Annotated in this window: 12 protein-coding genes and 1 pseudogene; 5 read left to right on the top strand and 8 right to left on the bottom strand. The window is 62.0% G+C overall.

Translation table 11 applies throughout. The annotated features are described in order from the left end of the window. Nucleotides 1-76: 76 nt before the first annotated feature. The 7 genes from C6571_RS08105 to aptA all read right to left on the bottom strand — a co-directional run bounded on the left by C6571_RS08105 (nt 77) and on the right by aptA (nt 8,015). Nucleotides 77-283, bottom strand: coding sequence for a zinc-finger domain-containing protein (locus C6571_RS08105; RefSeq protein ID WP_106446233.1), 207 nt, complete (start codon nt 281-283; stop codon nt 77-79). A 3-nt stretch (nt 284-286) separates the two neighbouring features. Further along, complete coding sequence (locus C6571_RS08100; RefSeq protein WP_106446232.1) at nt 287-1,225, bottom strand: branched-chain amino acid transaminase; 939 nt, start codon at nt 1,223-1,225, stop codon at nt 287-289. A gap of 126 nt (nt 1,226-1,351) precedes the next feature. Further along, nucleotides 1,352-2,731 (bottom strand): DNA repair protein RadA, encoded by a 1,380-nt coding sequence (radA, locus tag C6571_RS08095; protein WP_106446231.1) that lies wholly within the window; start codon nt 2,729-2,731, stop codon nt 1,352-1,354. Nucleotides 2,732-2,995: 264 nt separating this feature from the next. Beyond that, nucleotides 2,996-3,421, bottom strand: a complete 426-nt coding sequence (locus tag C6571_RS08090) for a barstar family protein (protein WP_106446230.1) — start codon at nt 3,419-3,421, stop codon at nt 2,996-2,998. Between the two features lie 48 nt (nt 3,422-3,469). Further along, nucleotides 3,470-3,874, bottom strand: coding sequence for a guanyl-specific ribonuclease (locus C6571_RS08085; protein ID WP_106446229.1), 405 nt, complete (start codon nt 3,872-3,874; stop codon nt 3,470-3,472). 163 nt (nt 3,875-4,037) lie between these two features. Continuing rightward, nucleotides 4,038-6,347 (bottom strand): NADP-dependent malic enzyme, encoded by a 2,310-nt coding sequence (locus C6571_RS08080; protein WP_106448118.1) that lies wholly within the window; start codon nt 6,345-6,347, stop codon nt 4,038-4,040. A 309-nt stretch (nt 6,348-6,656) separates the two neighbouring features. Further along, a complete protein-coding gene (aptA, locus tag C6571_RS08075) occupies nt 6,657-8,015 on the bottom strand; it encodes an omega-aminotransferase AptA (RefSeq protein ID WP_106446228.1) in 1,359 nt (452 codons plus the stop codon). A gap of 91 nt (nt 8,016-8,106) precedes the next feature. Between aptA and C6571_RS08070 the strand changes: the two genes are divergently transcribed. Together C6571_RS08070 and C6571_RS08065 are read left to right on the top strand one after the other, a co-directional pair. Beyond that, nucleotides 8,107-9,066: a LysR family transcriptional regulator gene (locus tag C6571_RS08070; RefSeq protein ID WP_106446227.1), complete on the top strand. Its 960-nt coding sequence runs from the start codon at nt 8,107-8,109 to the stop codon at nt 9,064-9,066. Nucleotides 9,067-9,145: 79 nt separating this feature from the next. Then, nucleotides 9,146-9,445 (top strand): flagellar basal body protein, encoded by a 300-nt coding sequence (locus tag C6571_RS08065; RefSeq protein ID WP_106446226.1) that lies wholly within the window; start codon nt 9,146-9,148, stop codon nt 9,443-9,445. A 9-nt stretch (nt 9,446-9,454) separates the two neighbouring features. Here the strand turns inward: C6571_RS08065 and C6571_RS08060 are convergent, their stop codons facing one another. Next, nucleotides 9,455-9,736 carry a DUF2061 domain-containing protein gene (locus tag C6571_RS08060; protein WP_106446225.1) on the bottom strand — a complete coding sequence of 94 codons (282 nt, stop codon included), beginning with the start codon at nt 9,734-9,736 and terminating at the stop codon, nt 9,455-9,457. 212 nt (nt 9,737-9,948) lie between these two features. Between C6571_RS08060 and C6571_RS08055 the strand changes: the two genes are divergently transcribed. From C6571_RS08055 to C6571_RS08045, 3 genes and pseudogenes are all read left to right on the top strand, one after another. Continuing rightward, the gene (locus tag C6571_RS08055; protein WP_106446224.1) at nt 9,949-11,007 is read left to right on the top strand and encodes an SPFH domain-containing protein; all 1,059 of its coding nucleotides are present in this window, start codon (nt 9,949-9,951) and stop codon (nt 11,005-11,007) included. A gap of 76 nt (nt 11,008-11,083) precedes the next feature. Then, nucleotides 11,084-12,567: pseudogene (locus C6571_RS08050) on the top strand (DUF4178 domain-containing protein). Between the two features lie 26 nt (nt 12,568-12,593). Further along, nucleotides 12,594-12,815 (top strand): DUF350 domain-containing protein, encoded by a 222-nt coding sequence (locus tag C6571_RS08045; RefSeq protein WP_106446223.1) that lies wholly within the window; start codon nt 12,594-12,596, stop codon nt 12,813-12,815. The last annotated feature ends 20 nt before the right edge of the window (nt 12,816-12,835 follow it).

The raw sequence follows: 12,835 nt of genomic DNA, 5'->3' as shown, positions 1-12,835 counted from the left end.
GCCATTGCCGCATGGCGCGCAGGCTATGCCGGCAGAGAGAGAAGCCGCACGCGCCACGCGCGCGCAACTGCTTTCGTCAGTGCCCAGCGTTCAGAGTTTCCCCGGCCTTGAGTTGGTACTCGGTGCCGCAATACGGGCACTTGGCCATGCCTGCATGCGCCACGTCAAGGTACACCTTGGGGTGGGCGTTCCACAACTGCATGCCCGCTTTGGGATTGGGACAGTACACGCCACCCTCGGGGTTGAGGTCGCTCGCCAGCAGTTCAATCACAGTTTGTTTCATGGATCACACCTTGCTGAGCCAGTGGGCATATTTGGGGTTTCGGCCATTGACGATGTCGAAAAACGCAGACTGCACCTTTTCCGTGATGGGCCCGCGCTCGCCAGCGCCCAGTTCAATGCGGTCCAGTTCGCGGATCGGCGTCACTTCGGCGGCCGTGCCGGTAAAAAACGCCTCGTCGGAGATGTAGACCTCATCTCGGGTGATGCGCTTTTGCACCACTTCCAGCCCCAGGTCCTTGGCGATGTGCAACACGGTGTTGCGCGTGATGCCGTTAAGCGCACCCGCCGACAGGTCGGGCGTATAGATGACGCCGTTCTTGACAACAAAGATGTTCTCGCCCGCACCCTCGGATACAAAACCGCTGCTGTCGAGCAACAGGGCTTCGTCGTAGCCATCATCCAGCGCTTCCATGTTGGCGAGGATGGAATTGGTGTAGTTGCTGACCGCCTTGGCCTGCGTCATGGTGATGTTGACGTGGTGGCGGGTATAGCTGCTGGTCTTGACACGGATGCCGCGCTTCATGCCTTCTTCGCCCAGATAGGCACCCCAGGCCCAGGCAGCCACCATCAGGTGAATTTGATTGCCCTTGGGCGAAACACCCAGCTTTTGCGAACCGATCCAGGTCAATGGACGCAGGTAGCCCGATTCAAGCTTGTTTTCGCGGACCACCGCCTTCTGCGCCTCGTTCACCTCTTCCTTGGTAAAAGGGATCTTCATGCGCAGAATTTTGGCGCTGTTGAAGAGGCGCTCTGTGTGTTCCTCCAGCCGGAAGATGGCCGTGCCATCCGCTGTTTTATAGGCGCGAACACCTTCAAATGCTCCGCAGCCGTAATGCAGGGTGTGCGAGAGCACATGAATCTTGGCGTCGCGCCAATCGACCATCTGGCCGTCCATCCATATCTTGCCGTCACGATCGGCCATCGAGGGAACTACGGGGCTCATGGGGGTTCCTTTGGATTTGCAAGGTTCGCAGAACCTGCGATTTTACGGCGCCCACTGCGCTGCTCCTTTCAGCCGGGGTAACTGAGCGTGACGAACTTCACGCCTGCCCGGGCCTGTACCGCTCGGTCACTGCAGCTCGCGCACCACATCCATGGCCTGTTCGATGCGTTCAACCGCATGAATCGTCAGCCCTTCGATGGGCTTCTTGGGCACATTGGCCTTGGGTACGATGGCCACCGAGAAGCCCAGCTTGGCTGCCTCGCGAAGGCGCTCCTGACCGCGCGGTGCAGGGCGCACCTCGCCCGCCAGACCCACCTCACCAAACGCCAGGAAGCCTTTGGGCATGGCGCGAGCGCGCAGGCTGGAGGTAATGGCCAGCATCACGGCCAGATCCGCCGCCGGTTCGCTGATGCGGACCCCACCCACGGCATTGACGAAGACATCCTGGTCTGCGCATGCCACGCCTGCATGGCGGTGTAGTACGGCCAGCAGCATCGCCAAGCGATCGCGGTCCAGGCCGACAGAAAGGCGCCGTGGGCTGGGTCCGCCACCGTCGACCAGCGCCTGGATTTCCACCAGCATGGGGCGGGTGCCTTCCAGCGTGACCAACACGCAGCTGCCTGGGACCGGTTCACTGTGTTGGCTCAGAAAAATCGCACTGGGATTGCTCACGCCTTTGAGGCCGCGCTCGGTCATGGCGAAGACACCGATTTCATTGACAGCGCCAAAGCGATTCTTGATGGCACGAACCAGACGGAAGCTCGAATGCGTATCGCCTTCAAAGTACAGCACCGTATCGACCATGTGTTCCAGCACGCGAGGACCCGCCAGGGCCCCTTCCTTGGTGACGTGACCCACCAGAATGATGGCCACGCCGGTCGCTTTGGCCAGGCGCGTCAGGTGCGCCGCGCACTCGCGTACCTGCGCCACCGAGCCGGGCGCGGAGCTGAGCGCCTCGGAATACATGGTCTGGATCGAATCAATGACCGCGACCGCGGGTTGGGTCTGCTCGATGGTGGCGATGATTTTCTCCAGCTGCGTCTCGGCCAGCACCTGGACCATGCTGTGGTCCAAGCCCAATCTGCGCGAACGCAAGGCCACCTGGGCGCCACTTTCTTCGCCGGTGACGTACAGCGTGGACAGACCGGTTCGCTGCAAGGCATCCAGCGCCTGCAACAACAGCGTCGATTTGCCGATACCCGGATCGCCGCCGATCAGCACCACGGCGCCTTCGACCATGCCGCCGCCCAGAACGCGGTCCAACTCATCCAGACCAGTGGCGGTGCGCTCGAAGTCGCTGGCCTCGATGGACGACAACGGCGCTACCGCCTGGGCCGCATTGAGCGCTGGACGCGAGCCGCTCGCGTAGCGGTTGCGCCCACCTGGCGACTCGGCCACTGTCTCATTCAGGGTGTTCCAGCTGCCGCATTGCGGACATTTTCCCAGCCAGCGAGGACTGCTTCCACCGCAGTCCGAGCAGACGAAAACCGTTTTTTCTTTGGACATTGGAGATCCGTGAAGCGCCAAAAGAAAACCGCCGGCGCTGTAAGGCAGACCGGCGGATGCGTGCTGGAAAGGTTCAGGCGGCGTTAAGCCAGTATCCCGAATTGAAAGGGCTGCTCATGCGCAGCGCCAAGGGTGAGATATCTACCAGTTTGTCTGTCAGCATTTTCTCTGGCGGCTCCGTGCCGACTTCGATTCCCAGCACCGCATGCGGTGCCTCACTAGCCCCGTTTGCCCGTTCTGCCTGGCTGTTGGTTGCAGAACGGGCTACAGAAAAGAATAGAAACAGCGGAACGGTATCTTTCGCTCTCCCCAGAAATCGGCGGCATCACGGAAAACGTCGATCAGCTGCTCGCGCGCTTCCTTGTCGAACTTGGCCGTTGCGGGAATTTGTTCGAGCACGACGATAAAGCCAGGCTGTGGACCCGACTTGTGCAGCGGGTCCGTCAGGCAGTCCGACAGCGCATCGAAGTTCTTCCCGAAGTGCGCGGGAAAGGTAAACTGCTGTGCAATCAAATCCAGCACATCCTGTTTGGTCTGTGCGTGGGCGAGGTTGGCGTAAAGGAAATGATGTCCCAGCGCAGTGGCCGCTTCCTGCAGATCCTGTACGCGAAATGCGCGGATGGACTGCACGATATTGGCGCGTATGCCGCGCAAGGGAACATCCTGGTCTTTACGAAGTGGCGTGTCCATCTCCGCGTCTCTTTCTATTCAAGTCTAAAAATCGGTTGTCTGCAGGCTTCAATCAACGATCCTGCGAAAACTGGCGTAGTGGTCAGCCGTGTAGTAGCAAGCCTCGGGCTGCTGCGGCACTCCGCCACAGACAATGCGTTTGGGGCCGCGGTGGCGCACCCCTGGGGTTCTGACGGTGTATTCGCGGTAGTAGCCGCGCTTTGCGTGCGGCAACAAACGCTCACGGTTGCCAAAAACGACGCCATCCTTCTCATAGGGAAAGGGGCCGCCGGCAAGAATCAACGCATGGGTTCGCTGCCCTTGGAGGGGCAACTCGGCCCGCGCAATCACAGCGAACCCAGTGTCGGTAGCACATTCCCGCGCCTGCAAACCCAGCGCCGACAATGCAAGCGTTGCGCCCAGAACAAAGGAAAAACCGGCTTTGCGCGTCCAGGCCGCAGCGTCAGCAAACATCACGACTACACCTTTCGGAAACTACGGGTTAACCCGAAATTTCAAGGCGCTAGTGTGACGGAATCCCCATGCGAATGCAAGCATTTGCCCAAAATATGGGCAAATTTGCGGGAATGCTTTCTGTGAGCAGGTGCTCACTTCATCTCACGAAACTTTTTCCTTTTTAGCGCTGCACGTTGGCGTCGACGACAGTCAGGGCCGTCATGTTGACGATCCGGCGCACCGTCGCGCTGGCCGTGAGCACACAGACCGGTTGTGCCGCGCCGAGCAGCACCGGCCCAATGGCGATGTTGCCGCCGGCAGCGGTCTTGAGCAGGTTGTACGAGATGTTGGCTGCATCGATGTTGGGCAGCACCAGCAGGTTGGCGTCGCCGATGAGGGTGCTGTGCGGCATAAGTGAGGCGCGCGCGCTGCCACTGAGCGCGACATCGCCGTGCATCTCACCATCGACTTCCAGCCATGGCGCCTGAACCCGCAGCAACTCCAGCGTTTCGCGCATCTTCACGGCGCTAGGCTGGATGCTGCTGCCAAAGTTGGAGTGCGACAGCAGCGCCACCTTGGGTTTGATGCCAAAACGCAGCATTTCCTCGGCCGCCATGACGGTAATTTCGGTCAACTGCGCAGCCGTTGGGTCGTAATTGACATGTGTGTCCACGAGAAACACCTGGCGATCGGGCAGCAGCAGTCCATTCATGCATGCGTAGGTGGTCACGCCCGCACGCTTGCCGATGACCTGGTCGATGTAAGTCAGGTGGTGCGTGGTGTTGCCCCAGGTTCCGCAGATGAGGCCATCGACCTCGCCTTTGTGCAGCATCATGCTGCCAATCAAGGTCAGGCGCCGGCGCATCTCGATCTTGGCGATCGGCACGGTGACGCCCTTGCGCTCGGTCATGCGGTGGTAGGTCTGCCAGAAGTCGTGGTAGCGGTGATCTTGCTCGACGTTGACGACGTCGTAGTCGCGCCCCTCAGAAAGGCGCAAGCCAAACTTTTCGATGCGTTGGGCAATGATGGCCGGGCGCCCTATGAGGGTAGGTCGTGCAATGTGCTCGTCCACCACAATCTGCGCCGCGCGCAGCACGCGCTCTTCCTCGCCCTCCGAGTAGGCCACCCGTTTCGCGCTGGCACTCTTGGCTATGGCGAAAATAGGCTTCATCGTCGTGCCAGAGGCATAGACAAAGGTCTGCAGATGGTCGCGGTAAGCGTCCATGTCGGCAATGGGCCGCAGGGCCACCCCGGAGTCAAAGGCGGCCTGGGCCACGGCCGGCGCGATCTTCATCATCAGTCGCGGATCAAAGGGCTTGGGAATCAGGTATTCCGGTCCAAACGCCAGGGGCTCGCCCACATAGGCTGCGGCCACCACTTCGCTCTGCTCTGCTTGCGCCAGCTCCACGATGGCATGCACTGCAGCGATTTCCATCTCCTTCGTGATGGTCGTCGCACCCGAATCGAGCGCGCCACGGAAGATGTAGGGAAAGCACAGGACGTTGTTGACCTGGTTTGGATAGTCGGTGCGGCCGGTGGCAATGATGGCGTCGTCGCGCACGGCCTTGACATCTTCGGGCGCAATCTCGGGGTTGGGGTTGGCCAGCGCGAAGATGAGCGGACGCACCGCCATGCTGCGAACCATGTCTTGCTTGAGCACGCCGCCGGCAGACAAACCCAGGAACACGTCGGCATTGGAAATGACCTGCGCCAGCGTGCGCAGGTCGGTGGGCTGCGCGTACTGACGCTTGTCCTCGTCCATCAGTTCGGTGCGGCCCTCGTAGACCACGCCGGCCAGGTCGGTGACCCAGATATTCTCGCGCCGCAGGCCGAGCTTGACCAAGAGGCCCAGGCACGCCAGCGCCGCTGCACCCGCTCCGGAAGCCACAAGCTTGACGTCTTCCGCGCGCTTGCCCGCCACCTTGAGGCCGTTGAGGATAGCCGCGCCAACCACTATGGCCGTGCCGTGCTGATCGTCATGGAACACAGGGATGTTCATGCGCTCGCGCAGCTTGCGTTCGACGTAGAAGCAGTCGGGCGCCTTGATGTCTTCGAGGTTGATGCCGCCGAAGGTGGGCTCAAGCGCGGCGATGATTTCCACCAGCTTTTCCGAGTCCTTTTCGTTGATCTCGATGTCGAAAACGTCGATACCCGAGAACTTCTTGAACAGGACCGCTTTGCCCTCCATCACGGGTTTGCTGGCCAGCGGGCCGATGTCGCCCAAGCCCAGCACCGCTGTGCCGTTGGTGATGACGCCCACCAGATTGCCGCGACTGGTATAGCGAAAGGCGGTGGCCGGATCTCTGACGATTTCTTCGCAGGGCGCGGCCACGCCGGGCGAATAAGCAAGCGACAGATCGAGTTGGTTGACCATCTGCTTGGTCGCTGCAATAGCGATCTTCCCCGGCTTGGGAAACTCGTGGTATTCGAGGGCGGCTTTGCGCAGCAGGGCGCGTTTGTCAACGGGAGGGACTTTGGGTGCTTCAGACATGGGGACTCCGGCGGTGGCGAGCAGCAGCGCGCCGGGTTCCGTCACAGGCTTGACGCAGCCGCTCGCATGAGCGCCAAGCCATTGTAGGCCGCGAGTTTTGCGGTGCGCTTACCGCTACACGTCCCCTTGAGTCGGCCTGCGTCAACCGCCATTTCGGGCAGCGCGCGTTGGTGCGGAGCCCGCCACTTCGTTAGCGCAGTCTATGCACCCAGGCTGCAGCCGAAATTACGATACAAATTGGCCTCTTACGCTTATCTGACAATCGTTAATAGCTATCTATATGATAGCAAAAACGCTATGCTTAAGTGCTCAGGCCGTCTCCGCCAGCGCGTCGCTCAGCGCGTTCACCAGGCGCTCGATCTCCGCCTTCTCGCTGATGAACGGCGGCGCCAGCTGAATGGTGTCACCGCCGTAGCGCACGTAGAAGCCTTTCTTCCAGCACGCCATGGCAATCTCATACGGGCGGCGCGCGGGCTCACCCGGCAGGGCGGCAATGGTGAAGCCCGCCGCCAGGCCGTAGTTGCGGATGTCGGCCACATGCCTGGCGCCTTTGAGGCTGTGCACCGCCTGCTCGAAATGCGGCAGCAAGGCCTGCACGCGGCCGGGCATGTCTTCTTTGTGCAGGATATCGAGCGCCGCGAGTCCGGCGGCGCAGGCCACGGGGTGCGCCGAGTAGGTGTAGCCGTGGGGGAACTCCACCAGGTATTCCGGCCCGCCCTGCGCCATGAAGGTGTCGTAGATGTCTTTGCTGGCCACCACGCCGCCAAGCGGCTGGGCACCGTTGGTGACCTGCTTGGCAAAGTTGAGGATATCCGGCGTGACACCAAAAGCCTCCGAGCCGGTCCAGGTGCCACAGCGGCCAAATGCCGTAATCACCTCATCAAAAATCAGCAAAATGTTGTTTTGTGTACAGATCTCGCGGATGCGCTCCAGGTAGCCCTTGGGCGGGATGACCACGCCCGCCGACCCCGAGAACGGCTCGACGATGACGGCGGCGATGTTGCTCGCGTCGTGCAGAGCGATCACGTCAAGCAGCTTGTCCGCCAGTGCGCGGCCTCCTTCCTCGGCCATCCCCTTCTGGAACGTGCCGGCGGGCGGCTGGGTGTGGGGCAGGTGGTCGGCCTCGATGCCCTGACCAAAGGTCTTGCGGTTGCCGCCTATGCCGCCCACGGAGATGCCGCCAAAGTTCACGCCGTGGTAGCCCTTTTCCCGACCGATCAGGCGCGTCTTGCCCGCGTGGCCCTTGGCGCGCCAGTAGGCGCGAGCCATCTTGAGGGAGGTGTCGGCCGCTTCCGATCCAGAGCCGGTGAAGAACACGTAGTCCAATCCGTCGGGTGTCAGTTCCTTGATCCTGTTGGCCAGTTCAAAGGATGCCGCGTGGCCGAACTGGAAGGCCGGCGCGTAGTCCAGGTTCAGCGCAGCCTTGCCCACAGCCTCGGCGATTTCGCGCCGGCCGTGGCCCAGGCCAGTGCACCACAGGCCAGAGAGGCCGTCAAAAATCTTGCGACCGTCGCTGTCGGTGTAGTAAGCCCCGCTGGCACTCGTGACCATGCGCGGAGCTGCTTTGAAGTTGCGGTTGCCGGTAAACGGCATCCAATGTGCGTCGAGCCAGGCGGCGTCCATGCGTGGCGCGGCTTCAACAACTTGATCGATAGACACAAAACTCATGGTGGCCTCCAAACGGACTGAACGATGGCTGATTGTTGTCTGAGGTGTTAATCTCTTGAATCAACAAACATCACTGTTTACTTGACAAACTATGCAAGTAACGCCGCTCGCAGCTTCGGCTCTCCCAAAGCCCCGCGCCGTGCTGGGGCAATTGGCCGACATGGACCTGCGCTTGCTGCAGGTCTTCAAGAGCGTGGTCGAATGCGGCGGACTCTCTGCTGCCGAGCTGGAACTCAACATCGGCACCAGCACCGTCAGCCGCCACCTAAAGGATCTTGAGACCCGTCTGGGCCTGACGCTGTGCCGGCGCGGCCGGGCCGGCTTTGCACTGACGCTTGAAGGCCAGCGGGTGTACGACGAAACCCTGCGCCTTCTGGCGGGCGTGGACGCTTTTCGCAGCAGCATCGACGACATCCACCATCGCATGGGTGGGCAACTCGATGTGGCCGTGTTCGACAAGACCGCCAGCAACCCCGCAGCCCACATCGACACCGCGATCGCCCTGTTTGCCGACCTCGCGCCCGATGTGGCGCTCAACCTGCACGTGGGCGGCATGCCCGCCATCGAGCGCGGGCTCATGGACGGGCGCTTTCAGGTGGGCATCATTCCCGCGCACCGCAGCTCGCAAAGCCTGGTCTACGAGACGCTGTTTGGCGAAGATATGCGGCTCTACTGTGGTGCCAGCCATCCGCTGTTTGTCGCCGACCACGCCGCACTCGATTGGGATGCCCTGCGCGCCTGGCCCTTTGCCGGCCTGGGCTACCACTCGCCGAACATGGAGCTTGGCCACCGCGAGCGCCTGCCACGCAAGGCCACGGGCTTTGACCAGGAGGCGATTGCCACGCTGATCCTTTCGGGCCGTTACCTGGGGTTTCTGCCTGACCATTACGCAGAATCGTTTGAACGACGTGAGCAAATGCGCGCCGTTCGGCCCGAGTTATTTTTCTACCGCTGCGACTTCGTCAGCGTGCTGCGCCGCTCACCCCAACCAGCGCGTGCGGCCCAGGCGTTTGCCCAGTGCCTGCGCGAAGCCCACGAAGCGCCGTCGTAGGCGCGGTTTCTGGACGCTTGCCGACTTCGCGTCGGCGACGGACAATGTCCGTTCCCGTCACGGTTCAGGGAGTTTCACCATGTCCAGCCTCAACGCCATTGCCTCCTCCGGTCTTTCCGCCGCCCGGATGCGGCTGGACGCCTCCGCTGGCAACGTCGCCAACATGAACACCCTTGGTTACCGCGCCCAACGTGTCGTGCAGCAGGCGACGCCCGAGGGCGGCGTGGATGCCAGCGTTCAGCGCGCAAGCGCAGAAGGCGTTTCGCTGGAACGTGAGGTGGTGGACCAGCTCGCCGCCAAGCAGGCTTTTTTGGCCGGTGTGCAGACCCTGCGCACGGGCGACGCGGTGCTGGGCGCACTGCTCGACGTTCGCGCCTGACCCGGCCCTTCAGGCTGGCAGCAAGTCCGCGGTCGTCGAGGCGACGGGTCGCGCCTGGCTCCGTGCAGCCGCCTGGCGCCGTGCAGCGCGCCGCTCCCATGCCTTTTCATGAAAGAAGAACGCGAACGCCTGCACGGTGGGTTCCAGCAGACTGAGCGTGATCGAGGCCATTAGGTTGCCGGTAACGGCGTAAGCCACCATGGCGGCAACGCTGATATGAATGAGGTAGTAGCTGCCGGTCTTGGCGAGCGTGGCACGGTGGGTGTTGGCAAGTTGGCGAATGCGGGTCATGGCGGGCTCCTGAAAGCAGATGACTCAAATGATAATCATTCTCATTTAAAAAAGCAAATCTTTCTTTGCGATCAGGCCGATGGAGGCAGCTGCCGTGCAGCTGTGCGCCATCCGTCACGTTCTCTTGCCTTGGTCCAGCAAAAAGATGGCTGCGACCCCACCCCCCGTTGCTATCATGGCCGCCACCCTTTTGCCCAGCACAGGAGCACCGCATGGCCCTCATGGATTTCATCAAGAAACAGTTCATTGACGTCATCGAATGGACGGAGGACAGCGACGGCACGCTGGCCTGGCGCTTCCCCATGGCGGACATGGAAATCCAGAACGGCGCCGTGCTGGTGGTGCGCGAGTCACAGATGGCGGTGTTCGTCAACGAAGGCCAGGTGGCCGACGTGTTCGGCCCCGGCACCCACAAGCTGACCACGCAGACACTGCCGGTGCTGACCAACCTGAAAAACTGGGACAAGCTGTTCCAGTCGCCTTTCAAGAGCGACGTCTACTTCTTCAGCACGCGCCAGCAACTTGACCAGAAGTGGGGCACGCCCCAACCGATCACTATCCGCGACAAGGACTTTGGCGCGGTGCGGCTGCGCGCTTTTGGCAACTACGCCTACCGCATCACCGACCCCAAGGCGTTCTACACCGAGGTCTCGGGTACCCGCCCCGCCTACCCCGTGGGCGACCTGGAAGGACAACTGCGCGGCCTGGTGCTGCAGAACATCAGCAACGCCATTGCCGGCAGCGGCGTGCCGTTCCTGGACCTGGCGGCCAACCAGGTGATGTTTGCCGACGCGCTGACCAAAGAGCTGACGCCAGTGTTTGCAAAACTCGGCCTCAAGGTCGAGAGCATGACGGTGCAGAACCTGTCGCTGCCCGAAGAGCTGCAGAAAATCCTCGATCAGAAAATCGGCATGGGCATGGTCGGCAACGACATGGGCAAATTCATGCAGTACCAGACGGCGCAGGCCATCCCGAAGTTTGCCGAGGGTTCGGGCAGCGGTGGCGGTGGCATTGCCGGCGACGCCATGGGCCTGGGCGCCGGCGTGGCGCTGGGCCAGGTGATGGCGCAGAACCTGGCCGCTGGCCTGCAGGGCAGCGGCAATGCGCCGCAACCCCACGCGGTGGCAGCTGCTGCCGCACCGGCAGCAGGCGTCAAGGCCGAAGACGTGATGGCGACGCTGGAAAAGCTCGGCGAGCTCAAGTCCAAGGGCATCCTGACGCAAGAGGAGTTCGACAGCAAGAAGGCCGAACTTCTCAAGAAACTGGTGTAGTACTATTAAATAGATAGCTGCTAGCGCTTACCAGATAAGCGCTAGAGGCCAAAAAATCTTAAAAACCGCCCTCGCGATGGCTACTGAACCCGCCCAGCGCGCCTACCGCGCGCCCTGCCCCGGCTGCGGCGCGCCGGTGGAGTTCAAGAGCGCGCAGTCGGCCTACGCCATCTGTCCTTATTGCCAGAGCATGGTCGTGCGCGATGGCGAGGTGCTGTCTCGCATCGGCAAGATGGCCGAGCTGTTCGACGACCACAGCCCGCTGCAGCTCATGGCCAGCGGGCGCATCACGCTGGACGGCAAAGAGCACCCCTTCACGCTGATTGGCCGGCTGCAATACAAAAGCGACGCTGGCGTCTGGACCGAGTGGACGGCCTTTCTGCAGGACGGCGAGCTGGCCACCTTGTCGGAAGACAACGGCGCCTATGTCTTTACCCGCACGGCCAGCGTCCAGCAGCCCCTGCCCGACGTGGCCGCACTGCGCCCCGGCGCCAGTGTCAGCCTCGATGGGAAGGCCTACAGCGTTGCCTATACGGGCCAGGCGCAACTCATCTCGGCCGAGGGCGAGCTACCAAAATTGCCGCCACTTGGCCAGCTGTTTGACCTGATCGAACTGCGCAGCAGCGACGGCGAGGTGCTCTCCATCGACACCAGCCGCCAGCGGTGGACCGCGGCCGCGCCGTGTTGCTGGAAGACCTGAAGCTCCAGGGCCTCAAGGACGAATCGGCCAAGGACGAGCAAGGCCGCCAGTTCAGCTGCCCAAACTGCGGCGCACCCGTGCAGGTCATGCTGCCGGGCAGCAAGAGCATCACCTGCCCCTCGTGCAAAAGCATCATTGCACTCGACAAAGGCGTGGGCGCCGAGCTGGCGTTTGCCGAACAGGACGAACCGGTGCGCCCCATCATCGCGCTGGGCAGCAAGGGCCAGCTGCAGGGTGTGCACTGGCAGGTCGTGGGCTTTCAGCACCGCATGGGGCAAGAGCCTGGCGACGACGAACAGTTCGGCTGGAGCGAGTACCTGCTCTACAACCAGAAGCGCGGCTTCTCGTTTCTGGTCGACAGCAGCGATGGCTGGAGCATGGTGAGCCCAACCACCGGCGCACCGCAGATGGTGCAAAACGGCCGCAGCGCCAGCTATCTTGGAACCACCTACCAGCTGCAGTCCGCATACGAGGCCGAAACCACCTACGTTCTGGGTGAGTTCTATTGGAAGGTGGAGCGCGGCCAGCGCACCAGCAACCGCGATTTCGCCAGCAGCAAGGGCCTGTTGTCGCTCGAAAAGACGCCCAGCGAAGTCACCTGGTCGGCCGGCGACAAGCTGGCCAGCGATACCGTCGCCAAGGCGTTTGGCCTCACCGACAAGGCCGACCTGCTCAAGCGCGACGACCCCGGTCCGTTCGTGGCGACCAAGAGCATCGGCTGCGGCACGCTGTTCATCATCGCCATCGTGCTTATCGTCCTGCTCTCGCTGCTGTCCAATTGCTCGGGACCGTCCGGCGGCGGCACCCGCAGCAGCGGTGGTTCGTACGGCGGCTTTTCCACCGGCGGCAGCCACAAATAGACCCGCTTTTCAAGGAGACTCCCACCATGCTCGGAATCGAATGGCTTCGGCCGGCAGCCTTTCTCGGCTCCATCCTCTACGCGCTGATTGGCGTTTTCATCTTCTGGCTGTGTTTTCTCATCGTCGACAAGATCACGCCATACGACCTGTGGCGCGAAATTGTGGAAAAGCAAAACCGCGCGCTAGGCATGGTGGTGGCGGCCATGTGCCTGGGCATCAGCATCATCGTGGCAGCGGCGATTCATTGAGGGGCGGGCATCCCGCTTGG

The organism is Simplicispira suum, assembly GCF_003008595.1.
Classification (GTDB): Bacteria; Pseudomonadota; Gammaproteobacteria; order Burkholderiales; family Burkholderiaceae_C; genus Simplicispira; species Simplicispira suum.
The sequence above is the reverse complement of the archived record's forward strand: the minus strand, read 5'-3'. Positions and strand labels throughout refer to the sequence as shown.